The sequence below is a fragment of the Ditibartonella apis genome, from assembly GCF_001952075.1.
Taxonomy (GTDB): Bacteria; Pseudomonadota; Alphaproteobacteria; order Rhizobiales; family Rhizobiaceae; genus Bartonella; species Bartonella apis.
In genome coordinates, this window is sequence record NZ_LXYU01000002.1 from 299,427 (window position 1) to 325,704 (window position 26,278).

The 26,278-nt window shown below is 44.1% G+C and carries 21 protein-coding genes; 8 read left to right on the plus strand and 13 right to left on the minus strand.

Translation table 11 applies throughout. The features are described 5' to 3' along the window. Positions 1-868: 868 nt before the first annotated feature. From PEB0122_RS05850 to PEB0122_RS05905, 13 genes are all read right to left on the minus strand, one after another. Complete coding sequence (locus tag PEB0122_RS05850; RefSeq protein WP_075870185.1) at positions 869-1,147, minus strand: YodC family protein; 279 nt, start codon at positions 1,145-1,147, stop codon at positions 869-871. A 585-nt stretch (positions 1,148-1,732) separates the two neighbouring features. Further along, positions 1,733-1,876, minus strand: coding sequence for a hypothetical protein (locus PEB0122_RS11815; RefSeq protein WP_178391790.1), 144 nt, complete (start codon positions 1,874-1,876; stop codon positions 1,733-1,735). 1,198 nt (positions 1,877-3,074) lie between these two features. Then, positions 3,075-3,554, minus strand: coding sequence for a F0F1 ATP synthase subunit B (locus PEB0122_RS05855; RefSeq protein ID WP_075870430.1), 480 nt, complete (start codon positions 3,552-3,554; stop codon positions 3,075-3,077). Between the two features lie 9 nt (positions 3,555-3,563). Continuing rightward, entirely contained in the window at positions 3,564-4,136 is a 573-nt protein-coding gene (locus tag PEB0122_RS05860) for a F0F1 ATP synthase subunit B (RefSeq protein ID WP_075870186.1), read from the minus strand. 159 nt (positions 4,137-4,295) lie between these two features. After that, positions 4,296-4,526, minus strand: coding sequence for a F0F1 ATP synthase subunit C (locus PEB0122_RS05865; RefSeq protein ID WP_075870187.1), 231 nt, complete (start codon positions 4,524-4,526; stop codon positions 4,296-4,298). A 57-nt stretch (positions 4,527-4,583) separates the two neighbouring features. Then, positions 4,584-5,342, minus strand: coding sequence for a F0F1 ATP synthase subunit A (locus PEB0122_RS05870; RefSeq protein ID WP_075870188.1), 759 nt, complete (start codon positions 5,340-5,342; stop codon positions 4,584-4,586). An 11-nt stretch (positions 5,343-5,353) separates the two neighbouring features. Further along, a complete protein-coding gene (locus tag PEB0122_RS05875; protein ID WP_075870189.1) occupies positions 5,354-5,773 on the minus strand; it encodes an AtpZ/AtpI family protein in 420 nt (139 codons plus the stop codon). Between the two features lie 232 nt (positions 5,774-6,005). After that, positions 6,006-7,316: a cell wall hydrolase gene (locus tag PEB0122_RS12015; RefSeq protein ID WP_404801503.1), complete on the minus strand. Its 1,311-nt coding sequence runs from the start codon at positions 7,314-7,316 to the stop codon at positions 6,006-6,008. Positions 7,317-7,575: 259 nt separating this feature from the next. After that, entirely contained in the window at positions 7,576-9,003 is a 1,428-nt protein-coding gene (gene der, locus PEB0122_RS05885; RefSeq protein WP_075870190.1) for a ribosome biogenesis GTPase Der, read from the minus strand. Between the two features lie 3 nt (positions 9,004-9,006). Then, positions 9,007-9,678, minus strand: a complete 672-nt coding sequence (locus PEB0122_RS05890) for a tetratricopeptide repeat protein (protein WP_075916043.1) — start codon at positions 9,676-9,678, stop codon at positions 9,007-9,009. Between the two features lie 110 nt (positions 9,679-9,788). Continuing rightward, the gene (locus PEB0122_RS05895; RefSeq protein ID WP_143238800.1) at positions 9,789-10,931 is read right to left on the minus strand and encodes an FUSC family protein; all 1,143 of its coding nucleotides are present in this window, start codon (positions 10,929-10,931) and stop codon (positions 9,789-9,791) included. After that, positions 10,928-12,700, minus strand: coding sequence for an SLC13 family permease (locus PEB0122_RS05900; RefSeq protein WP_075916045.1), 1,773 nt, complete (start codon positions 12,698-12,700; stop codon positions 10,928-10,930). Before PEB0122_RS05900 ends, PEB0122_RS05895 begins: the two co-directional genes overlap by 4 nt. Positions 12,701-12,776: 76 nt before the next feature. Next, the gene (locus tag PEB0122_RS05905) at positions 12,777-14,213 is read right to left on the minus strand and encodes a DHA2 family efflux MFS transporter permease subunit (protein WP_083650266.1); all 1,437 of its coding nucleotides are present in this window, start codon (positions 14,211-14,213) and stop codon (positions 12,777-12,779) included. A gap of 178 nt (positions 14,214-14,391) precedes the next feature. On the opposite strand from PEB0122_RS05905, the gene PEB0122_RS05910 reads away from it, so the two are divergent. The 8 genes from PEB0122_RS05910 to PEB0122_RS05940 all read left to right on the plus strand — a co-directional run bounded on the left by PEB0122_RS05910 (position 14,392) and on the right by PEB0122_RS05940 (position 25,912). Beyond that, a complete protein-coding gene (locus PEB0122_RS05910) occupies positions 14,392-16,107 on the plus strand; it encodes a SulP family inorganic anion transporter (RefSeq protein ID WP_075916047.1) in 1,716 nt (571 codons plus the stop codon). A gap of 156 nt (positions 16,108-16,263) precedes the next feature. After that, positions 16,264-16,437 carry a hypothetical protein gene (locus PEB0122_RS11720; protein ID WP_158025418.1) on the plus strand — a complete coding sequence of 58 codons (174 nt, stop codon included), beginning with the start codon at positions 16,264-16,266 and terminating at the stop codon, positions 16,435-16,437. 412 nt (positions 16,438-16,849) lie between these two features. Next, complete coding sequence (locus tag PEB0122_RS05915) at positions 16,850-18,898, plus strand: hypothetical protein (RefSeq protein WP_075916049.1); 2,049 nt, start codon at positions 16,850-16,852, stop codon at positions 18,896-18,898. Between the two features lie 15 nt (positions 18,899-18,913). Next, positions 18,914-20,611, plus strand: coding sequence for a hypothetical protein (locus tag PEB0122_RS05920; protein WP_075916051.1), 1,698 nt, complete (start codon positions 18,914-18,916; stop codon positions 20,609-20,611). A 345-nt stretch (positions 20,612-20,956) separates the two neighbouring features. Next, positions 20,957-22,315 (plus strand): Na+/H+ antiporter NhaA, encoded by a 1,359-nt coding sequence (gene nhaA / locus PEB0122_RS05925; protein ID WP_075916312.1) that lies wholly within the window; start codon positions 20,957-20,959, stop codon positions 22,313-22,315. A 300-nt stretch (positions 22,316-22,615) separates the two neighbouring features. Beyond that, positions 22,616-23,851, plus strand: coding sequence for a putative DNA modification/repair radical SAM protein (locus PEB0122_RS05930; RefSeq protein WP_075916053.1), 1,236 nt, complete (start codon positions 22,616-22,618; stop codon positions 23,849-23,851). Next, positions 23,848-25,323, plus strand: coding sequence for a UdgX family uracil-DNA binding protein (locus PEB0122_RS05935; protein WP_075916055.1), 1,476 nt, complete (start codon positions 23,848-23,850; stop codon positions 25,321-25,323). Before PEB0122_RS05930 ends, PEB0122_RS05935 begins: the two co-directional genes overlap by 4 nt. A 283-nt stretch (positions 25,324-25,606) precedes the next feature. Continuing rightward, positions 25,607-25,912 carry a hypothetical protein gene (locus PEB0122_RS05940; protein ID WP_075916057.1) on the plus strand — a complete coding sequence of 102 codons (306 nt, stop codon included), beginning with the start codon at positions 25,607-25,609 and terminating at the stop codon, positions 25,910-25,912. The last annotated feature ends 366 nt before the right edge of the window (positions 25,913-26,278 follow it).

The window sequence follows — 26,278 nt, forward strand, 5'->3', positions numbered from 1 at the left end:
AATAAATGTGATGTTTTGCTACTTCATTTACGGGCAACAATTGTTAAACTCGTTACCTACCTAGTGGTCAATCTTTCGTTTTAGAAGTGTTCAAGGTCGTTCACTACCTACTCGGATAACGGCTCATATCAGGATAATGCTTAAACTTACCAAAGCAAGCGGCTTCATAAGCCACACAATTTTGCTGTTCATTTGCGGACTCGTTCACCGAAAAGCAAATTTGCACTTTATGGCGTAGCGATTTATCAGAAAAACTTTCAAGGAACTTTAAGAATATTTTACCGATCCGGTTAAACCGGTCAACAGTTCAACGCGGAATCTTTTTACGATCAATCTTCGTTGTTAATGGGCATCCACCGGTGTTCAATTGATCATAACCAACTGATGGAACCATATTTATGTAATGCTTAAGCCTGCCAAAGCCTGAAGTCGCAACCGTCGTGCATCCGTTTGAGTGTCATTTGCAGATTTTTACGTCACTCTACAGACGATATTTTTGCTGAAACGCCATTCTGACCGGACCTCATCCGAGATATATCGGAACATTTGGTTAACCAACAAAGGTCACATCCCTCCAACTTGTTCAATGGTAACAATGGTTGGCAGAACTCCCTATTTAGCAATCATTCCTCCCTTTAAGAACAGTTGGAGCTCTATCCCTCCTCTGTGGTCAATGCCTAACCATTCCCCTTGTTTTATACCTCTGAGTTGCAGCGATATCATTGCAAACAAAGTGAGCCACAATTCCCGATAAATCCTTGACCTGTGAGTTGCCCCCGAAAATCCCGCTTTAAAACCTAGCGTGAAACGAGGATCGGAAAAGTTTAAAGGGAATGGTTCAGCGTTAGAGGATAACTATCAGATAATATCAGAGCGACTTTTTGTCTGCCTTTTTGGCTGCTTTGTTAGCTGCTTTAAACGTTGCCATCGCTCTGCCATTTTCTTCAATCTTGGTTTTGCCCTTGGTTTTTGAAGATTTATGCTTCTCGCCTTCGCTCACGAGTTCCAATGTATCCTTGCGGAAGATGGCGGTCTTCAAATGCTCTTCCTTGAACCATACGCAAGAAATTTTACTATTGTTGACCTTATCGACAGTCATTTTAGGACCACCGGATTTCAACCGAACAATATTGCCAGCTTTAAACATTTTAAATCCCTCTAAACGTTTGTTAACTTTGCCAACAACCGCGACGAACGCACCCCCGCATCCTAGCGTGCCTAACTATATATAGGTTAAGACCGATAGATATTTTAGATTGTGTTATTTTACTTGTCTATGCAAGAAAGAAAAAATCGATCAGAGAATTATTTTTAATTTGACGAGCCTTGTCATTAAGACGGCCAACGATAGAAACGGGTCAATAGGGGAGATAAATTATTCCGTTCGACCTTCCCGTAATTGTCCGGTATTCGTAAACAACGATGCCATTACGTCACCCGCTTCGCGGAAAGCGCTATCCATCCCGTTTCTGACCGGTCTTATTTATAAAAATCCTGCCCTCAAAGGGCGGTACCCACCCAAATCATCAAGGATTCCATGCCTTCCCGAACGCTTGTCAAAAAAGTTCGGCGCGATTTCAATGCTTAAAAACCTGTTTTACAAGCATGATGAGATTGCACAATAATCTACAATATTTACAACTCACCCCGCCTAAAAACTTGATGGAGGAATGTAGCAGTTATATTGCTTTATCTGCACTTCAAGAAGATGATAAAGAGCAGTCTTTAACGTTTATTTGGACTTCTTTTTCCCTGCTGCTTGTGTCAAAGCGGATCCTGCAACCGACTTTTGTGCTTTTGTCGACTTGGGATCTTTCAATTGTTTCGATGCTTCTTTAGCCACTTTTTCTGATGAAGTTTTTTCATTTTTAGCCATAATAAAAACCCTTTGAAGTTAGTGATTTTAAAGTTCTAACAAAATATAATTCGTTTTCTGAATTTAATAAATATATTTTAATTGTCATACATGTATATTTTTTATTTTATTCGTCACATAATTAACAAATATCAATATTATCAATTTGAATAAAATTAATATCAAAATAATTTCTATTTATTAATAACTGTCTTATGAAAAGTGTGATAAAAGTTTTGCTACTTGTTTTTATTAACAGAATTGCTTTTGTGGAGCGAGTTTTAAGGGCACCCAAAATAATAGGGGTAATAGTTGAGAATAGGTTCTATCCTCGTGATCTTCTTGAATGAGCCTAAACGGATCATAGCGTGGCTTGTGATAACTGAAACAAGCCATTCTCTCACAAACGAACGCCAATAAGGGTGGGTTTTTATCTAATTAAAGCTTGTTTTGGATTCTGGTAGCCATTGCTTCTGAACTTCTTATCCTTAGGCATTCCACGAATTTGAATGAGAGGAAACACATCAAGAACGTCGTCAAAGAAACTCTATCAGTACTTTTGTTTACTCCCGCCGCTTGAAATTTCAGTAAAAGTACCTCGTTGGATCACATGCTAACTACAATTGGTGACTGAATTCTTCTGAAGAGAGTCTGTTTATTTTTGTCAAACGCGAAATTATGAAGACGACACAAATGCCCCAAGAATAATGCATAGACAAAAAGGATCGCCTTACTTAATTTTTAAGAAGGTTACCCATACAAAATGGGCGGGGACATAACACGTCCCACATAAAGTTATATCTCCGATTTAAAAAGCAATAGTCAAGCCAACTTTTGTCGAGCGGCGAACAGATTTGACATCGATAAAAAGGGTCTGTCGGCCGTATAAGGAAAGTTTACTTAACCTTTACGGCACTTCGTTCCCGCGCGACAAAGTTCGGGAACTCAACATTCTCGGCAGACCGTTCAAACGGCTTCGTCACTGGGAACGTCTAAAAAACTTTGCCTTTTAATGAAATAAGACGCCCAAAACAAAGTGCAGCATTATCCGCAAACGCAACGAACAAATCGCCGAATTGTTTATGCCGTTAGCTTGAATGCATTCAATAGACAAAAGAGATAAATATCTTTGGCTAAGCAACAGCTGAAGATTATTTGAAGGCAAAAAAAACCACGCCTGATCAGAGCGTGGTCATCGTCATTTCATAAAAAGAAAAATCTAGTTAAGATGAGCCTTGACGTCCTCAAGTGATTTGTCAATGAGGCTTGAAGACTTCTTGCTATCGATTTCTTTCACGAGAATTTCTTTTGCTGCTGCTACAGCGATATCAACAACCATGGATTTTACCGCGCCAACAGCTTCCGCTTCTGCTTGGGCGATCTTCTGCTCTGCCATTTTGTTACGACGGGCAACATAATCGGCCATTTTCTGGTGGGCGTCTTTTGCCAGCAATTCGGCTTCACGCTTGGCAGCGGCAATAATCTCTTTAGCTTCCTTTTCGGCTTGCTCGCGCTTTGCCTGATAGACTGCAAGAAGCTCTTGTGCTTCTTCGCGTGTACGACGCGCCTCATCAAGCTCGCTTCTTATAAGCTCTGCTCTTTTATCAAGAAAACGGTTAAGGAGTGCAGGCACTTTGTAGTAGACAAGAACGGCTATAAAGAGAAGCAATCCTATCAGCGCCCAGAACGTATCTGTCATCATGGTCTTTTACTCCAAACCGCTTACAGACTTGACAGCCGCGGTTGCATGCGAAGCACTGACTTTCGAGCCGATAAGTTTTTCGACAATTTCGGCTGCTGTTGTTTCAGCAATTTTATTCACATTGCCCATCGCACTGTTACGTATTTTTTTAATCCGCTCTTCCGATTCCGCAAGTTTTTTATCAAGCTCGGCTTCCGACTTTTTACGTTCTTCATCGACCTTGTTACGTATTTCATCGGCAGACGTTTGAGCAATCGCAATAGCTCTTGCACGGGCTTCGGAAAGCTCGCGTTCATATGAAGCAATGGCACTTTCGCGTTCCATATTCATACGTTCGGCTTTATCGTGGTCGGATGCAATCCTGTCACGACGAATTTCGATCGTGCCGCCTATTCGTGGCACAATGATCCTCGATATGATTATATAAAACAGGCCAAAACAAATAATGAGCCAGAAAATGTGCGACTCGTAATACGAAAAATCAAAAGGCGGAAAAACACGCCCTGCATGTTGTGCAGCTTCGCCCGCATGTTCTACTGGCGTTTCGACAGTTTGCGCAAATGCGCTTGATAGAAACATCCCGTTTTACCCTCTCACAAGCTCCAATGTTTTAATACAATTGGTAACAGCCTTCCGGCAGCTCAAGGTTTTATTATAAACAATTGGCTCACTGCCAAGAACGAATGGCAGGCCTCGGGCCTGCCTCGTCAAATGCAATAGCCAAAGGCATTCAAATTATCAGACAGCGAACAGAAGCAGAATGGCAACGAGCAAAGAGAAAATGCCCAACGCTTCTGTAACAGCAAAGCCAAAGACCAAGCGTGCAAACTGACCATCAGCAGCAGACGGATTGCGAAGCGCACCCGAAAGATAGCTACCGAAGATATTACCGAGGCCAAGGGCTGTACCTGCCATACCAAAGCAGGCGAGACCGGCGCCTATATATTTTGCTGCGAGTGCTAATTCCATTTCATTCTCCTTTGAAGCAAAATCGCATTTAAAAGCGGTGGAACCCCACCAGTTTCATCAATGTCCGGGATGCACCGCATCAGCAAGGTACATACAGGTTAGAATAGTAAAGACATAGGCTTGAAGGAACGCCACAAGAACTTCAAGGGCCGTAACTGCCACAGTCATAATAAGAGGTAAAATTGAACCGCCAATGCCTGCCGCACCAAGACTTATCATAGATACGACGAAACCGGCAAAAACTTTGAGGGTAATGTGCCCTGCCAACATGTTGGCAAAAAGACGAACAGACAGGCTGATCGGACGGGAAAGAAATGAGATGACTTCGATAATTGTTACCAGAGGCAGGATGATGACCGGCACACCTGAAGGAACAAACAATCTTAAAAAGCCGAACCCGTTTTTAATAAAACCGTATATGACAACCGTAAAAATGACGAGCATGGCAAGAGCGAAGGTAATCGCAATTTGCGACGTAACCGTATAGAAATACGGAAATAGCCCCAAGAAATTTGCTACCAGCACAAAAACGAATATAGAAAACACAAGCGGGAAAAACCGCATGCCTTGTGCTCCCGCCGAGCCGCGCAACATATTGGCAACAAACTCATAGGTAATTTCCGAAATGGATTGCATCCTTGTCGGAATGATGCCCCGACTCGACGAAGACGCAAACAAAAACAACGAGGAAAATACCACTGTTATAGCCATGAAGAGCGAAACATTGGTGAATGATAAATCCATATTTCCGACAGAAATATTGATCAGCTTAGACATCTGAAACTGATGAATAGGATCTGGACCGCTCGCTGACACCTTAACCTCTTTTACTCGGGCTTATCAGGCCCTTCATCTTGGCGCGACGCGCCGTTTTTGCCAATTTGACTGGGAGCAACAGCCCCCACCGACCGTAATATATTCAATACTCCGGCAGAAAAACCAAGGAAAAGAAAAATAATTAATCCCCACGGCGATGTTCCTGCCAATTGATCAAATCCTAACCCTAGTATAACACCAACCACAACGCCAGCCAAAAATTCGCTGGACAGTCTGATTGCCTGCGCCATCCCTTTCGAAGGTCCTGCTTCCTGTTTTTCGGGATCCGGCTTCTTGTCCGCTTGATAGCGAGCCAATTTTTCCTGCAGATTGCGTCTGCGTGTTTCCAGATCCAAAGTTTCAGGACTGTTCCCCTGCTCCGGTATTCGAGTACCCCTCTCAGGCTTAACAGGTTTATCACCTTTCGCCATATTTGGCCCCTTGATCCCAAATGCAAAGTAAAGGTCTGACCTCTAGAGTTGGGCGCAACATATTGTTACCTGAAGCATTCGTCAAGCCGCTAGCCCCCAAGATCAAAAGGAATTTTCTTCAAAAAGGAAAGTAACGGCTTGGTTGAACTTGTTTTTTCTCGGAATTGATGTCTGAAACATCTATTATCATATTGTATTTTATGAATTTTCTATCTCGAAATTAGTCTTTATGTCAAATCCAACCGCCATAGCGCGTACGGTAAAAAATATGCAATCCGATCTTGTCAACCTTGATCATTGTGCGTGCCCAGCGAGGACGGACATAGACCGCATGATAATGGGTGGCCGAGCCTACTTCGGGAAACCATATCTGACCAGCCGTAACAGCTCTGGCAACCTGCTGGGCCACGGTCCATTGCGCCATCTCGGTTACTCTGTGTTTGCGTCCATCGCAAGCAAATGAAAACTGGCAATGATTGATCCAGTTGGTATTCTGGTAAACGACACCGCAAATTGTTTTCGGATAGGCCGGATTTCTTACTCTGTTCAAAACGACTTGTGCAACAGCCGCCTGCCCTTTGATTGATTCTCCGCGAGACTCGAAATAAACCGCTTCGGCCAGACACTTCTGTTCTTTTGCTGTAAAGGCTTCAGGAGGCAGAGGTGTTGCAGCCCAGGCATGGTCGTTACGCCCGATAGGCGGAATAAAACGTCCGTTCCGGTCGATTGGCGAGTTTTGCTTTTCCGTCAATACGCTATCAAATGCGCTTGTATCGACTTTCGCATTGGCCGGTGCGTAACCTAATGCCAAAACATCCGGATTATCATTGGTTACAAGATTTTTGAGAATCTTCGGCACAGGAAGTTTCGAGACCGGTTTCTTCTGTGGCACGACAAGAGCAATTTTTGCTTCGGATTTATTTCCTGTCTTGTTGCTGTTTTCGCCCACGCTTTTTGGCTTCTCGTTTCCGGTTTCGATATTCCGAGCAACTTCAAAGACACCGACTTGCCGGAATTTTTCCGGGAACGGTGTGACATTCATGCTGAATTTCGGAAATTCCGATGCCAGCGATTGAAATGGATTGTTCGAAAGATCTTGCCGACTATTGGCCTCGACTTCATCAACATGAGTCGATTTCTGTTCGGTATTATTTCCTTGAAGGTGATTGTCGGCTTTTCTTTGTTCATCCTCCAATGCCCGCTCATTATGTGATTGGGCAATGGTTGAAGCATTCGCCTGACCAAGTGAGGCGACAACTTCTCCAGCTGCGTTTTCAGCATTATCGACAAAAGCAGCTTTATAAGACAGGACCGCATGAGAAAAGTCCGTTTTGTGAATAGTTGTTGCAGCTAAAGCCGAAAGGCTTGCACCAAGGAAAACCGGCAAAACTCGGGATTTATGCTTCTTCTGTTTTAAAACGACCGGCGCTTCATAAAACCGCCCCTCCGGCATGTAATAAGAGGATGCGGTGCGAAGCATCAAGGTCTGCTCACCTTCGTTACCGGAACGGTGCAAAGACGGTATGAAAGACACTTCAAACACCACATCACTCCAACGCAAATACGCTTACGCAAAACAAAAAGAAAAACTTGTTTTCTGTGGTTTGAAGATTGCCTCATCAACCTTTATTTATGGTTAACAAAAACACCCTTATTCGTTGATTTTATTGATTAATTTTTCCTTAATTTATCAGAATGGTTAACGCAAAAATAGCGCATTTATCGGCTTTCTTAAAAAAAGCAAAGCCGATTTGTTAATGTTTCTGAATAAAGTGCAAACACTATTTTTTAAAAAAAACGACTCAGCGTTTTTTGGCGCGACCGGCAAACGGATTATCGGAGGTTGTCATCGTCAACCGGATAGGAACACCCGGCATATCGAAAGAATCACGCAGACTGTTTACAAGATAACGCAGATAGGATTGCGGCATCGCTTCCGGTCGGGAACAGGAAATAACAAAAACCGGAGGGCGCGTTTTTATCTGGGTGATATATTTCACCTTCAAACGTCGCCCCGAAACCGCTGGTGCCGGATGATAGGCAGTGATTTCTGCAAGCCATCTATTAAGCTTGCCCGTCGACACACGCCGGTTCCAGATACGATGGACCATTTCGACATTTTCCATGAGCCGGTCAATTCCCTCACCACGCTCGCCGGAAACCGGCACTGCTCTCAAACCGCGCACTTGCGGCAATAGACGCGCACATTCTTCATGTAATCGGGCAAGCGTTTCCTGCCTGTTTTCGATCAAATCCCATTTATTGAAAGCAATGACGGGTGCCCTTCCCTCTCTGATGACGAGATCGGCAATTTGCAAATCCTGTTTTTCAAATGGAATGGTTGCATCGAGCACAATGATGACGACTTCGGCAAAGCGAATCGCGCGCAAGGTTTCTGCAACAGAGAGTTTTTCAAGCTTTCCATCAACCTTCGACTTACGACGCAAACCGGCGGTGTCAAAAAGCTTTATCTGACGCCCTTTCCACTGCCAATCCACCGAAATAGAATCGCGGGTTATTCCGGCTTCCGGACCGGTCAATAAACGATCCTGCCCGAGCATGGTATTGATAAGGGTCGATTTACCGGCGTTCGGCCGACCGACAATTGCAATGTGCAAAGGTTTGGTCTTGTCGTAAGCTGGTTCTTCAGCTTCCGGATCATCAATTTTCTCGCCAAACTCATCGTCGCTTTGCCTATTTTCCTTATCGGTTCCTGTCTTGTCGAAAGCTTTTTGTTTGCCAACGGCATCTACAATAGCGTCGCGTAAATCCTGTAATCCCAAACCGTGCTCGGCAGAAATCGGACAAGGCTCGCCAAGGCCGAGTGACCATGCTTCATAAAAGCCTGCTGTTGCCTGTTTCGATTCCGATTTGTTGGCAACCAATACAATCGGCTTACCCGACTTGCGAACAAGAGCAGCAAAATTAAGATCACTTGATGTCATGCCACTTTTTGCATCAAGCACAAAAAGAATGAGATCGGCTTCATCAATGGCTGCTTTTGTCTGGGCGCGCATGCGCCCTTCCAAAGTATCACTTTTAGCTTCTTCCAAGCCGGCTGTATCAATGACATCAAAACGCAAATCCATCAAACGTGCTTCATGACGGCGACGATCACGTGTCACACCGGGGGTATCATCAACGAGAGCAAGCTTCTGCCCGACAAGCCGGTTAAATAGTGTCGATTTGCCCACATTCGGACGGCCGACGATTGCAATGGTCAAGCCCATTTTCTATTTCCTTGCTGCATCACCGGAACTCTGCATCAAATCAAGCATGAGACGAGAACGTTCTGTGGCCTTGATTCCTTCAAGCCCTTCATCGGCAATTTTCTGGAAGTAATAACGTGCTTCGTCCATTTTCCCGGCTTTATAGGCCGAAAGCCCCAAGGCCTCGCGAGCCATAATGCGCGTCGGATCTACATCGGTCGCAAGATCCTTCACACGTTTTTCAACGTCCTCAAAAGAACCGTTATCGACGAGAATATAAGCAGCACGAAGTTTTGCTACTTTTTGAATAATTTCCGGAGCTTTTTTGTCATCGGCGATTTTGTCAAATTCGGCAACCGCCTTTTTGGCGTCCCCTTGTTCCATAAATATGGATGCTTTTCTCAAACCTGCCAAAAACGGATAATCGCCAAAACCCGATTTTTCCACTTCATCAAGCTTCCTCAAGGACTCGTCAAAATTATGTTCATTGGCAAGGTCCAGACTTGTAAGTAATGTATCCCCGATGCGCCCTGCCTTTGACGACTGCCAATGGTCATAAAACTGATATATGCCTGTTCCCAAAACAAGCAGGACAGCTGCAAGAATTAGATATGGACCGTAATTTCCCCATAAGGCTTTTGCCTTTTCCTGACGGATTTCTTCATTGACTTCACGAATAAAACTTTCATCCGACATTATATTGTTCCTGTCAAAAATGGGGTTTCAGGGCTTTTAAGCATAATTTAGCGAAGATGGTAGCCCTTATCACGAAAAAAGGGTTAAATAAGACCGATTGATCGATAATTTTAACGATTTTTACCGTCTTCTTCATCCGATAACAAAGCTTCGGCCCTTTTACGTTCGGCAATCTGCTCTCTCACGGCATCAAGAATCTGCTTTTTTCGATAGGCCGCAAGACGATTTCGGCGTGTCCTGCTTTTATAAAAACGAGCAAGTGTCGTCTCTACCATTTCGATGTCAATCACACATTCGCGCCATGTGAGTGACGCTTCGGCTCTGCTTGAGCGATCTGGAAAAACAAATTCCTGCCCGAGTTGTGCTTCGCCAGCGATAAATTGACAATTTTCGGCAATAAGTTTCAAAGCATTGACCAACCATTCCGGAGGCGCTTCCCGACCTTTACGAATAGCATTGACCAATGCCTCGCAAAAAAGAAGCGAAGAGGCATAAAGTCTGATGCCTGACTGGTCATAGCGGGCGGAAAGTGACACAACTTCGCGCGAAGATAATCTTCCGCGCAATGTCCAACGGGCGTTCGATCTGGCAACATCAATTGCTCCGATAAGTCCGATAAGGGCTGTATGGGTTCTGCTACAGCTTTTCATTGCTTTGATTGCTGCGGACACGTCGTTTCTCTGAAGTGCATCTTCAGCCAATGTGTAGTTTAAAGCCATTTCTTTAAAAAACCGCTCGACGGCCGAATGAAGAGTTTTTAAAGGGTCGGGCGTAAAAAGGATCTGGCTGAAAATCAATCCGATAGAGGTCCCCACTGCAACGTCAATTGCACGTGTCAAACCGGCAACATCCGCACCAAGAGCAAAAACCATAACCGCGGAAATGCCTGCTTGAATGACAATGGCAGGAACGATGGAATAAGCCGAAGCAATTGTCATCCCAGCAAATCCCACAATGGCAATACGTACTTCGGTAGGCATGGGGGGAAGGAGCAACGTCAATTCTCCAACCGCCACACCTGTCAACACGCCGATCAATACATAAATTGCCTGACGTCCATGGCTGGGCACCCCCGGAGCCAGGCAAATAAGTGCCGTCATTGCCGCATAGATCGGGTGTTCATGGTCAAGAAAATGGACGGCAACAAACCAGGCAAGACCCGAAGCTAGACCAGCGCATAAAGCGTCTTTCCAGCTTGATTTTACCTGGTTCATGGCCTGAAAGAATTTTAATTTAAAATCGATTGTCATCATGTGAGCGGCCACACCCACATCAACATTGGAACAGAAACAAGTGCGATAATGATACTCAAAGGTGCGCCAAGGCGGGGATAGTCACTGAAATGATAGCCACCTGGCCCCATAACCAACATATTACACTGATGGCCTATCGGGGTGAGAAAATCACATCCCGCCCCGATTGCAACAGCCATCAGAAACGCTTCGGGTTTGAAGTTGAGTGAATCGGCAAAACTTGAGGCGATAGGTGCCATAACCATGACCGTAGCCGCATTGTTAAGAAAAGGCGTCACAAGCATAGCCGCGACCAGTATAACGGCGAGCGCCCCCGATGGCGGCAGGGACGAGGCAAATACACTCAGCCAATGTCCGATAATTTTTGTACAACCGGTTTTTTCCAGCGTCTCGCTTACCGGTATAAGCGCCGCCAACATAACCAATATCTGGCCGTCGAGTGCTTGATAAGCTTCTCTTGCAGGGATGACACGAAAAACAATCATGGCAACGGCTGCCGCAAAAAAAGCAAGCGCAACCGGCACAATTTGCAATGCTGTTGCAGCAATTGCGACAAACAATATCGTTAACGGCACGAGGCCGTGACGAAGGCTACCGAACATGATGTTACGTTTGGCGAGCGGCAAACATTTCAATTCCTGCAAAAGATTGGGGATAACATCATCCCTTCCCTGCAAAACGATAACATCGCCGAGCCTGAAAACAATATCTCCAAGCCGTTGCCTCACCCGTTCCTGCGGCCTGCTTAAAGCTAACAAATTGACATCATAGCGATCAAACAGATTAAGCCTTTTGGCGTTGATGCCGATCAAGGGCGAGTTATCTGTGACAACAGCTTCGACAACTTCAATCTGCTGTAGCTTGTCTCCCGTCTGGACGTCTCGTCCTTTGGCAATATCAAGTTTTGCGGTGTTGATAACGGAATCGAGGCCACCATGTGTTCCTTCAAGGACAATAGTGTCACCTTCAGCGAGCAAAAAATCCGGCAATGGTGAAATAAGGTTCTTGTTCCTTATGACCTGTAAAACCATTGCATCTCCTGCCGCCGGTTTGACAAGGTCGGAAATCTGTTTGCCGATCACGGTTGATCCGCTCTCCACGCGTGCTTCGGCAATGTAGTCGCGGTTGGAAAAACTGCTATCGGTTGTTAAAGACTTGCGGGCACGAGCCGGCACCAGCCACGAAAAAAATACAAGGTATAAAACACCGACAGCAGCAACAGTTGCACCCACAGGCGTAAAATCGAACATTGTAAAACTTTTGCCGACAAGATGTTCTCTCATCGCAGAAACCACCACATTTGGCGAGGTGCCGATTTGTGTCATCAGCCCACCGAGCAAGGCACCAAACGACATAGGCATTAAAAAGACAGAAGGCGAGACGTTCGAACGGCGGGCAAACTGGAACGCAATCGGCAGCATAATTGCCAGAGCGCCGATATTTTTGACGAAGGCCGAAAGTACGGTCACCACTATGACAAGAAAACAGAGTTGTAAGCGCACGGATTTGACATCCGGCCAGACACGCTGGATGATCAGTTCCATGATTCCGGAACGGGCTACTCCGGCACTCACCAATAATGCGCTGGCAACAATAATGACAATATCGTCACTAAATCCTTTGAAAGCGTCTTTAGGACTGACAATACCGACGGCACAAGCAAGCAGCAGCGTCAAAACTGCAACGACGTCATAGCGAAAGCGATCCCAAATGAAGACGGCCATCATCAAACCGATGATGGAAAAAGCCATAACCTGATCTGCTGTCATGATAAGATGCTTCCCACTCTCCATTCATCCTTCCGGCCTGTCTGTTCCCCAGGATGGCCTACGGCTTTTTTTTAATCTAACTCTTCACATGTCCGGCGACAAGATCTCCCGCGCCCTGTTTCAACCTCATCAATCCCCATAGTGGCAACAGGCTGATAAATGCAACGAGATAAAGCGCAATTTTGAATGGCTCTATAGACGTTTCAAGCTCGACACCTGTTAAGGCGACACCGGCACGCAATGAAATTGCACCCAGAACGATACCAAGGCCTATTCCCAATTGGAAAACCGTTGAAAACAGCGTGTTCGCATCATTCATTTCGTCATCAGGAATATCGGCAAATGCAATTGTATTGAGCGCCGTAAACTGTATCGAACGGAAAACGCCACTTAAAGCCGATATTCCAACCATGACAGAGAGCGGCATATCACGCGAGAATGTGCCAAAAAGTGCCAAGAATAACGCATTGAAAAGACAATTGACAACGAGTGTGCGCTTGAAACCGAAATAGCGCAGCAGCGGAGTTGTAAATGGTTTGATTGCAAGAGTACCGATAAAGATCGGCGTCAATAGAAAACCCGCCTCGGTCGGAGAAAACCCCATCGCCAATTGGGCCATCAACGGCAGGATAAAGAGGACGGCATTGGTTGTCATCCTGAAGGCTGTCCCGCCATATATCGACACGGCGAATGTCTGATAGGAAAGTGCTTTTAGCGAAACCAGCGGCGCCTCGGCACGCTTGAGATGAAAAATACTCCACAAAAGCAATGTCACACCAATTATAAAACAAGCCATGACAAGCGCCGACAAACCGTGGCTATCACCGACTTTTTCCGCAGCAAAAAGAAGGGTTGCCAGCCCTATACCTGTAAGCAGGAACCCCATAAGATCGAAAGATCGCGATGTTTTCAATTTTTCATCAGGGAAAATTTTCAGGCTCAACAAAAGGATAATCAGTCCTAAAGGAATATTGAGGAAGAAAATGATGCTCCAGTGGAAATATTGTGCAATGAAACCGCCAAGAGGTGGCCCCAAAATCGGTGCAACCAATCCCGGCCAGGTAAGAAGAGCAATTGTTTCGACAAGCTTGTTTTTTGGTGTTTCGCGCAAAACGACGAGGCGTCCGACGGGAACCATAAGCGCGCCTCCCATTCCTTGCAGAATACGGGCCAAAATAAAAACAGTTAAATTCGGTGACAGTCCGCATAAGAATGATGCAAGTGTGAAAACAAAAACTGCTAACGAAAACATGGCACGCGAACCGAACCGGTCCGTCAGCCAGCCACTTGCCGGAATGAATACGCCTAGCGTTAGCATATAGGCACTCATGCCCACATTGATGTTGACCGGATCTGTCGCAAATGTTTCCCCCATTTGCGGCAAAGCCGTTGCGATGACGGTTGCATCAAGATTTTCCATAAAAAACGCAGCAGCGACAAGAATTGCAACGACTCGGGCAACGCTATTATTATTTTTGCTAACTTTTTGATGCTCGCCCTTTGTTTTTGGCATTAGGTTAACTTTCATGTCATTGTTGCTTCAATGATAATAAACAGAAAACAATTTTTTACTTGAAAAACATTATAAAACTTATGTGATCGCCGCTTTATTGTCGTTGAAGAAAGTAGATAGACAAAAACAACTATGCTATCAAAATTGAACAACTCTTTCAGGTTCTTTGTGTTCAATCATGGCGCGATCCAAAAAGGCTGTTGAAAAAATATCCTTTAGCGAGCTTTTCCAGCCAAAGCTTATAACAGTCTTACGCGAAGGTTATCATTTTGTTGATGTTCGTGCCGATGTGGTTGCCGGTCTTACAGTCGCCATTGTCGCGCTGCCCCTTTCCATCGCAATTGCAATCGCCTCCGGTGCATCGCCGGTACAGGGATTATACACGTCGATAGTCGGTGGATTTTTCATTGCTCTTCTTGGCGGAAGCCGTTTTCAAATCGGAGGCCCTGCAGGCGCCTTTATTATCATAGTTTCAACGACTGTTGCCGAACACGGTATGGACGGGCTCTTACTTGCTACACTGATGTCGGGAGTGATGCTGATGGCGCTCGGCTATCTCAGGCTTGGCACTTATATCAAATTTATCCCCTATCCTGTTACAGTAGGATTTACCGCAGGTATTGCCGTTATTATTTTTTCAAGCCAACTTATCAATATGCTCGGACTTGAGCTTAACGAGAAAGAGCCCGGGCCGATTTTGGAAAAACTACCGGTTATCTGGAATAATATCGGGACTTACAGCCTGCTTTCTATCACCTTTTGTGTGGCCACGATCGTATTCATTACAATCTTGAAAAAATTACGTCCGAAGTGGCCGGGCATGGTGCTTTCAATCATTATCGGCGGTGCGGTAACCGCGTTTTTCAACCTTGATATTGTAACTATCGGTTCAAAATTCGGCACAATGCCTTCGACACTCCCTTCACCACGACTGCCAGAATTCAATTTCGACAAGGTTCAAGCGGTTTTTCCCAATGCCATGACATTTACATTGCTCGGCGCAATTGAATCCCTGTTATCGGCAGTTGTTGCCGACGGCATGACCGGAAGAAGACATCGTTCGAATTGCGAGCTGGTCGCGCAAGGTGTGGCCAATATAGCCTCTGCGCTTTTTACCGGTATTTGCGTTACGGGTGCTGTCGCACGTACAGCCACCAATATACGTGCCGGTGCAAGAAGTCCGATCTCCGGAATATTCCATTCCGTCTTTTTGCTTCTATTTCTGGTAATTTTGGCTCCTCTTGCAAATTTTATTCCATTGGCGTGCCTTGCCGGAATTCTTGCCATTATCTCGTGGAACATGATTGACAAGCATGCAATCCTGCTTCTTCTTAAGGCATCGGCAGGCGATGCTGTCGTTCTCCTTGTTTCGTTATCGTTGACAATTTTCCGCAATGTTACCGAAGCCATCATCATCGGCTTTGCTTTGGGTGCATTACTGTTTATCCATCGCATGTCGAAAGCTGCCAGTGTTACCGCTGATCGTCCGCTGGTAGCCGAAGACATTGCAGACGCTAAAAATCAGCCAAACTCGCACTATGAAGGCAACATCCAAAAGGATAGCAATACAGTCATCTACCACATTTCCGGCGCATTCTTTTTCGGTGCTGCTGCATCTATCGGCTCCGTTCTTGACCGGATCGGCGATAATTATCGCACAATGATCCTTGATTTCGTGCAGGTTCCATTTCTTGATGCGACAGGTGCGAATACAATTGAAAGCCTCGCCGAAAAAGCAAAAAAACAAGGAATTACCCTTGTTATTTGTGGAGCTTCAGAACAGGTTTTGAAAGACTTTCTTTCGCACGGAATTAAGCCACCTTCGGTTCACTTTGAAAAAAGTCTGGAAAAAGCCGTAAAAAAATACATCAAACCCGAATATGTTGCTGCTTAGGTTCGGAAGTTTCATCCGTTCATAATCACAAAACTTGACGTTTCACTACATTTTCGCTTTTCTCGAAAACAGTATAATTTATTATTTTCTGATAATAATTCATATAAATTATGATCAAGGTGGGAATTCATGTATCAACGAAAGTCCAGAACCAGAATGGGTCAGTTTTTGATCGGCGGCGTCGTTGTTGCTGTTGCTCTCCTGATTGTCTTTGAATTGCTTGGTAGATACGCTCCTCAAAGTATGATCGGTCTGTTTAGCTCCTATAACAGTCTAATGACGACCAATCCGACGAAGGAAAACAGCAAGACTGCATTACCGGTAAAATAATTGCCGGTAAATTAATTGATCATGTGTAGATATTTGAGGAATTAAGCCTTTTCAACAACCGGTTCCCATTCAAGATTTCCGGCAAAACAGACTTTTATCAATTCCGCGACCAATTTTCCGCTTTATGAGATGCCGGATAATCAAACAGAACCCGCTGGCGTATTGAAAACCACGTCGGGATATGGGATCAAGCCCCTGCAACCATAGATTTCTGCCTGAATCCGGTTAAACCATGCAAAATCCTTTTATCAACCGGAAATTGATGGGCTAAGGTTTTAAAAAAGAACGAGACTCCGGCGCCCGCTTATATTAAGGATTGTTTTGCCAGAAAAAAGTCGCGATTGTTTGGCATTAAAAGAAATGGGACAAGCCGTATTGCAACAAATTTTTTTGTCAATTGAGGGTGAATTCAATGAGTGAACAGACCGCCGATCAGGCTACAAAAAAAATGCCTTGGAAAAAGATCATTACAGGCCTTGTTATTATTGCCCTTATTTGTGGCGGCTTTGTTTTTTATCTTGCACGCTCGGCACAAAAGCATGTTGAAAATTTTCTGAAAGCCAATGGTGTCAGCGTCGGTTCACTTGACGTCAATTGGAGACGTCATTTCACTGCCCATAATGCGAAAGTGAAACTCTCGTCTGCAGAAAGCTTGAACATCGAAACAATCAAAGGTGAGGTCAATTTTTCTGGTAAAACCAGTAAAAATCTAAAATTGGAAAACCTTTCTTATCAATTCGGTAAAACCGAAGTCTCGGTTCCCTCGATGAACGTGCAAAACTTTGCGCTTAATGATAAGACCAGCGCCAATAATGGAAACGTTTTTTTTGACGTTACAAATATTGCAGTAAAAAAAATTGTTGCCCCTTCAATGACTGTGACACGCAAAACCGGTCACGGCGGCGAGTCGATGACGTACAACAATGTTGTGTTCAATGATTTTGATAAAGGGATTGTCAAAAAATTGACGAGCGATGGTCTTTCGGGGGAAATCCGTTTGGCTGACGAACGTGATGCTTCCACAATAGATCGTATTATATCGACCAAAACCGGCAAGGCTGAAATTGAAAATTTCAATATCGGTTATCTCGTTCGCTATTATAGTGAGCCGTCTTCTGCTGGCGAAACAGAAAACCCGTTTAAAGATATAACGGGCAACTGGTCGGTTGAAAAATTGTCGATTGACGACGTCATAGATAAGGAAAACGCTGGCAATACAACACTCGAAAAAATTTCCGGAACAAAATTTTCAGTGCGCCAACTGCCATTTTCTATTTCGGAAATGGTCAAACAGCTTGACAATGCCGATGGTGATAACAGCATTGACAAATCTGATGAAGCAAAATTGCTCACACAGAAACTTGCTATCATTCCGTCTATCGGTTTTGCCGATATTCATTTAACCGGACTTGCTATAAAACACCCCGATAACAGCACAGATGTTCAAGATAGCGCTTTCATTTACAATAATGGCAAATTCGACATCGCGTTGAAAGGCATTAAAAACATAGACAGAGACAACAACACGACAACGCTTGACGATTTTTCAATCTCGCAACTGCGTTTTCCTCATATTAATGACTTGCTGACTAAATTGGACAAATTGGACAAGGGCGATCTTGATAGTATCAGCCGTGTTTTTACAGCTTTTCTTCAAAGTGAGAACCTTCCTTTGATGCCGCAATTCGACACTATTCATCTGTCCGGTTTTTCATTATTGCCGCCGCCTTCGGAAAACGGCGCGGACAACTCCCCTGTCACAATAAATTCTCTGGACGTGAAAGCGAATTTCAGCCTGGGAGCCATTCCGACATCACTGAAAATAGAATTGAAAGGAATGGAAGGCTCCGCGACAAATTGGGATAAGGAATTCCCCATTTTAACCGAGCTCGGCTTTTCTGAGGTCACGAACGGCGGATTGCTCAATCAGCTCGGCTATAAGACAATATCGGAGGATTTTATTTTTGATGGTTCATGGAATGCCGACAATGAAACTCTTGATATTAAGGAGTTGACTATGAATTATCCCGACATGGGACGTTGGTCTCTTAAAGGCTCGTTCATCAATGTCGATCCGGCATTTTTCTCGGATAATGTCATGACTATTGCCGCAGCAGGTTTGGTTATACATGCAAAGAGCATGGACTTGACTGTAAACGCTGATAACTTTCTTGATCGTTTTGCAAAATTTTATGATGCGAATACAGACGAAAATTTTGCTGATAAACGCAAGGAGGCGGCTGTCAAAGCCAGATTGGCTATTGCACTTTTTCTTGGTGCGGAAAATTCACAAAAATTTGGAGAAGCACTGCAAAACTTTATAGAAAGCGGTGGAACTCTTAATATCCATGCCAAAGCAAGATCCAAACAAGGTATCGGATTAGCAGACTTTTTAGCGGCTCGACTTGCTCCGTTGAGCCTGTTCGATAAAATCGACTTGAGCGCAGATATACAACATTAAGACTGGAAGAAAAGAATGGCCAATTTCGGTGGCTGGTTGATAGCAACACTCAAACGCTGGTTAATTTATATTATCGGAGGCGTGGTCATCCTGGCCATATTGGCTGTTGGCGCTTTTTATATGGCCGCCCCCTACCTTAACAGCTTTGTCAAAGACGAGATGGTAAAACATGGCGTCAAGGCCGATCAATCGGAAGTAACAGTTGCCGGGAATGTCAACCTCAAAAATGTGACATTTCCTGTACCCGAAGGCGTCAGCCTTAAAATCGGAGCCATTTCCGGCCGTCCGCCAGTCGGTTTTGTACCTGGCTCGTTTACTATTTATAATATCGATTTGAAACGCGACAATATCCACATTGAAGTTCCGGAAGTTACTCTCAATGGTATCACGCTGAAAGACAAGGATACATCAATTGAATCCAATGTTTTACAGGCCTTAATGAGGGTTGACGTATCATCCGTCAATGCGCCGAACATAGAGGTTTCGCTAGACAATCCGAATGGCGAAACAGAAAAACTCAACGTTAAAGGCTTTTGGCTTTCAAGTTTGAAGGGCGGCAATATCGGCTCTGTCGGCATTGAAGGCATGAGTACCAATGTCGGTTTAAAAAATTCCGATACAAATAGTACCAACGGTCTTCGTCTGATCGGTAAAAGCAATGCCATGCGGGCGGATGATATTGATGTCGGTTATGCTTATTCAATACTCGCCGGTAAAATCAAACCCGATAAGGTCGGACGGACTGTCTTCGGACCGGTAGAACTCGGAGATATCGCAATTGACGTTTTTGAAGGCACAAACCGCAATGCGCATTTCTCGCTGGATAAGTTCAAAACCAACGGACTGAAAATGCATCCGATGGAAGCAGTGCCGGAAAATCTTGTACGAGCCTATCTTGAAGCCAAAAAGAGCGGGGATGAAAAAAATGAAAAGGCTGCAAGAAATGCATTGGTTGTAACACTTGTTTCAGCGATAACAGCTATTGATGCGCAGGTTGAAAAAGCTGATATTGATTTGCCGAAAATCAAAGCGAGCCTCAATTCGTTTCAGCTTTTGCCTCGCGAATGGAATCAACCGGTTCCCGAAAGTCTGCTGGTGTCGCTCGATGGCTTTTCGCTCAACACATCCGAAATGCCGCAAAAAGATTTTGAAATGTTGAAAAATATGGGATTCAATACGTTGGATCTCTCGGGGAAGATTGATTTTTCGTATAATTCCAGTCGAAAAATTCTGTCTTTGAACGACCTTTCTTTCACCGCCAACGGTATCGGTTCGGGTCAAATGTCAGCAACAATTATCAATGCCGGATCTGCACTATTTTCCGGTGATAAAGAAGCGGCGCTTGATGCTGCAAACCAGATTGGCATTACCAAAGCAGATATGCGTTATTCCGATTTCGGCTTCATAGATAAATTGTTCACCTATCTTGCCCAAAATCTGAATGACAGTAAACACGATCTCAAACAGGAACTTTATGAAGACTTTTATGTCGTTATGACGAAGAGTCCGGCAATGCTTTTGAAAGATCACGAAGAAGCACAAAAGATTTCATCTGCGTTCGGCGCTTTTGCTAAAAAACCCGGAACGCTCAAAATATCGCTTGAAGCCAAGGATAACCAGGGGCTAACGGCTACCGATCTTGAAACCGCCTTGCAAAATGATCTTGCAACTGCGCTCAACAAAGTAAACCTTACGGTAAAAAATGAAAATTAAAAAACGTAAATTCTATTTTATAAAGGGGATCTCATCCCCTTTATAATAAATTTATTCATGATATATAATTTTATATTGAATATATATATTCAATTACTTCGATTTTTATTATTTTTGTAATCTATAATTTTTATGTACATAAAATAAGTTATTTTATATAATCTAATAAAGCGTTCAAAGAGTGATAACCGGAAATTTATTCTGCTCTGACAACTGTCGGATAAGAAAGATAGAAAATTGTTATTGTAGTTTTCAGTCAATTTTATATAGTTGCCAACGGGTGTTCGGGAAATCGTTTCGGGCAGGTTTCAAGCTGGTCGGGCCGCCAGCACAGAAGGACCTGCCATGAAAAATATATCCCATCGCTTGCCTAACCGTGCATCTGTTTTTGCCGAAAAGATATTTTCAATCTGTCGCAACATAGTTCATATTGATGCGATGGCGGGTGTTGCTCTTGTTATTGCAACAATGGTCGCTCTCTTGCTTGCCAATTCAACTTATGGAACCGCTTACCAAAATTTCTGGCAGCAAAAAATTTCAATAGAAGCCTTCGGATATTGCTTTTCCAAAGACCTGCACTTTCTGGTCAATGACGGCTTGATGACGCTCTTTTTCCTTGTTTCAGGCATGGAAATAAGACGGGAAATCCATGATGGGGCATTGTCAAAATTAAGTCAGGCGCTGTTGCCTCTGGTTGCAGCTGTCGGCGGCGTTATTATGCCGGCAATTATTTATTTTTCTATCAATCATATGCCGCCAACCAGTCATGGCTGGGCTGTCCCCACCGCAACCGACATAGCCTTTGCAATCGGGATATTAGCGCTTTTAGGAAAATCGGTTCCAAACAACTTAAGAATCGTTTTGCTTGCGCTCGCCACGATAGATGACATTATCGCGATTTTGATTATAGCGATTTTTTACTCTAACGGCTTTGATCTGACAGGCCTGCCCATTGCATGTCTTGCAATTATCATCCTCGTTTTTTTGCAATGGATAGGGATTAACTCGGCTTTGATTTATGTTCTTCCCGCCGCTCTCCTCTGGCTCGGACTTATGATATGTGGAATCCACCCTTCCCTTTCGGGCGTTATATTGGGATTATTGACACCGGCACTTGCCCCCCGCTCACTGATAGCACCTATCGATCGACTGTCTTACGCTTTGGAAATATTGAAAAATAAAAAGCCTGAAGACAGCGCTTCAAAGCACTATTTTGCTCTTCTTGAAATACGAAAGAGTGAAGCTGCAATCGACGCACCCGTATCCCGACTCGTTGCCGCCTTTAGTCCTTGGGTATTATTTGTCATTATGCCACTCTTTGCACTGGCCAATGCGGGTATTGATGTTTCCAATGTCGAATTCGAAGATCATTCCTCCTTCATCATCATGGTCGGAACAGGACTAGGCCTTTCTATCGGTAAGCCACTCGGCATTTTCCTCATAAGTTTCCTTGCCGTGCGTTTCGGGTTTTGCAATCTCCCTTCGGGAGTAAATTGGCGCGGAATTGTTCTCGTCGGTTTACTGGGCGGGATCGGTTTTACTATGGCTATTTTTACAGCGACATTAGCGTTCAGCCATCCTGAACAATTGGAAGCAGCAAAATTCGCGATTCTTTGCGGATCTCTGGTGTCGGCTATCTTCGGACTGGCTTACGGCTTATCGCAAAAATGGCGCGCAGCACATAAACCACGCAAAACCTTATGAGGTCTCCTCACCCGAATTATCACAGGACTATTTGTTTTATGGAAGTTCAGGCGACAGCATTTTTATTCGATAGATTGTTCATTCAGGGCTTATTATTAACGTTTGGCTCAGATCATTCGCGGCGGTATCGTTACAAAGTGGAACACAATGAGGAACAGTTTGACCGATTAAGCCGGCTTTATCCGGAATGACACTGATATTCAGCAGAATTGTGGATCTCAGTCGGTGGTGAAACGCTATTTTTCCTTTACTTCCTCGGTTCCATGCCTATATTCCAAAAGAGAACAAATAGTGAACATAATGGTCAAAACACTTAAACAAAAATTGGCAATTCTGGCTGATGCTGCCAAATATGATGCCTCCTGTGCATCAAGCGGTTCGACGCGCCAGTCGCCCGCAAAAATCGGCTTGGGGTCTACGGCAAATATGGGAATTTGCCATTCCTTCACGCCTGATGGGCGCTGCGTTTCTTTGTTAAAAATTCTACTCACCAATTTTTGTATCTTTGACTGCGCCTATTGTGTCAACCGGTCTTCGAGCAATGTCGAGCGGGCGCGTTTCACCACTGACGAGGTGGTGTTTTTGACGCTCGAATTTTACCGCAGAAATTACATTGAAGGCTTGTTTCTTTCTTCCGGTATTATCCGTTCTCCGGACCAAACAATGGAGGAATTGGTTAAAGTTGCCCGCGATTTGCGAACCATTCACCATTTTGGCGGTTATATCCATTTGAAAACCATTCCGGATGCTTCGGAAGCGCTTATCAAGGAGGCGGGACGTTATGCAGATCGACTTTCAATCAATGTTGAACTGCCAACAGAAAAAAGCATTAACCGCTTTGCTCCGCAAAAAAAGATCCTGACAATCAAGCAGGCTATGGCAAATGTCAGGATTGATATTGAAGCCTCCAAAGACGCGACATTACAGACGAAAAAAACGCAACGTTTTGCGCCCGCAGGCCAATCCACCCAAATGATCATCGGTGCCGACGACGCCAATGACGCAACAATCTTGCAATCAAGCGCCGAGCTTTATTCAAGCTATCGGCTGAAACGCGTTTATTATTCGGCGTTCAGTCCGATTCCGGATGCATCGAACCTGCTTCCTGTCAAGCGCCCGCCGCTTTTAAGGGAACACAGGCTTTATCAAGCTGATTGGCTTTTCCGGTTTTACGGATTTGCAATGGAAGAGCTGACCACGAAAACAAATGGCGGCATGCTCGAACTTGAATTTGACCCGAAACTTGCCTGGGCATTACAAAACCGGCATCTTTTTCCGGTTGACATCAACAAGGCCGACAAGGAAATGTTGTTACGTGTTCCAGGCCTTGGAGTGCGCAATGTGAAACGGATATTGGTAGCGCGCCGGTTCAAACGGCTTGATTTTTCAGATTTGAAAACCTTTCATATCAGCCTTGAAAAAATAAAACCGTTCGTGACTGCCGAACGTTGGACGCCTAAAAACCTTCTCGATAGTTCACACCTTGCCGACCGTTTTCGTGCGCGACCGACCCAACTTGATCTTTTTTCATCATGAAAACGATTATTTTGAAAAAACAGGGGGATTTCGACGAGTGGCGAACAACGGCACGTTTGCTATTGCAAGATGAAATGCGTCCGGAAGATGTTTTTTGGCATTACCATTCGGCTCCAACCTTATTTGATAGCGAGCCAGCCACGCAGCCTTCAGAAAAATATTCACCTGCACAACAAAACCATGAATTTCTGGTGCCAAAGCAGTTCATCAATCTTGCGAAAAATGTCATCTGCCATGAAAGCAAAGGTTCGGCGGCCCTTTTATACCGCCTTCTTTACCGCTTGCAGCGGGACAAAACGCTTCTTGAAAAAATTTACGACATTGATACCGCCACAGCTTTATCACGGCAAAAGGCTGTTTGCCATGATATCCACCATATGCATGCATTTTTACGGTTCAAAGAAATTTGCAGTCTCGGCAATGATAACTTCAGGCGGCGTTTTACTGCCTGGTATGAACCTCAGCATTTCATTATCGCAGAAGCTATACCGTTTTTCTGCCGGCGTTTTAGCGACATGGATTGGCAAATTTTAACTCCGAAAGGCAGTGCGTTTTATTTTAACAAAAGACTGTTTTTTGGCGAACCGATATTTAAAAAGCCACAAAATAAAGATGAAACCGAAGAGCTATGGAAAACCTACTTTGCCAGTATTTTCAATCCGGCAAGACTGAAAGTCAAAACCATGCAAAGCCATATGCCGAAAAAATACTGGAGCAACCTTCCGGAAGCGGAAATTATCAATAGTCTCATAGGCGATGCGGAAACGCGCATTGAAACGATGGAAAGACAACCGGTTCTTCAACCCCCGCTCTTTCATTCCCGCTTATCGGAAAAGCATGCGCAAAATAGCGTTCAAACAAATTTTCGATCTAGAACAACACCTGAAACATCGGATATTCTCAATGACAGCATCAGATCATGCAAACGTTGCCCGTTGCATTGTTCAGCAACGCAGGCCGTCTGTGGCGAGGGGCCTGAAAATGCTTCTCTTATGATTGTTGGAGAACAACCGAGCGACCGTGAAGATCTTGTTGGTCGGCCATTTATCGGTCCGGCAGGACAAATCTTTGAAAAAACGATAGAAAAAATTGGCATTGAACGTGACGAGGTTTACCTCACCAACGCCGTCAAGCATTTCAAATATGAACTCAAAGGTCGCAAGCGCCTCCATAAAAGAGCAGACCGGAGCGAGATCGAGCATTGTCGCTGGTGGCTCATGAAAGAAATTGACATCGTCAAACCGAAGCTTATCGTTGCCATGGGGAAAACCGCCCTGTTTTCACTCACAGATTTGAACGAGCCGTTAAGCGGTTTGGTGGGTAAAATAATAGAGACAGAAGAAAAAATACCGGTTCTTGTCACTTTTCACCCGTCATATCTTCTCCGGATCAAATCGGAAGAATTGAAGAAACAAGAAACTGCAAGATTCGAACAAAGCTTGCAACTTGCGAAGGCAAAAATCAACTTTTGATAGGCCAGAAAGACACCATCCAGCCCTTCTTAAAGCCACTTCACAACAACCGTGATCCCGACTTGATAAACCTCTATTGGACGGGGATTAATGAATATTAACCTGTTGTTTTTGCTATATTTTAAATTATCACTTTTCCGTGATCAACACATTTTAAAGTGATTTGAGATTGATTGCCGTGATGAAGATATAAGCGATAGAGAGTTTGGAAAATATCCAGATTGATCCAATTGCAATTAAAGCCGTTAGCCAAAGCTAAGGGCTCATAAAAACGGTGAATGAAATGAAAAAATTAATGTTTATTGCGCTTGCAAGTTTATGTGGTGTAAGCAGCGCCTATGCCAGTGGTTATGCTTTTGACGATGGTTCGCCGGTCAACACCTATGTTATCGGTTCTACAGCCCAGTCCGGCATGAACAAAGGTTATACGGGCAATTCACGTGCTTATACACGAGCAAATGGATTTGGTGACGGTTCGGTCGAAGACAGTTATATTATCGGTCATGCGCAGAAATCCGGTGAAGCAACGCATGGAGTTTTGGCAAATGAAGCGCATTTTGGCGATGGTTCGCCTGTAAACCACCATTAATAAAATAATCGCATAATATCCCTTCATTAAAAACCGGCTTTAAAGCCGGTTTTTATTTATCATCTTCAGGTCATATTAAAATTTTAAAATTGATGCCAAATATATTTTTATTCAAGATTATTGAACGGAAATTTTCAGTAATTCCAATTGTTTGGATGTTTTAAACCGAATTGATAAAGAGTTTTGTATTCTGAAAAAATAATTTTAATTTTGCGCATTTTTTAAAAAAATTTTAAACTACCTTTTCATCCGGATTTTATGATATTTAACGGAGAGCATTCAATCGAACAGTTACAACAATATTAAATAAAATTGTTGGAGAGCACTCGAAAATGAGATTTGAAAATTATTCTCCCTCCTCGCACG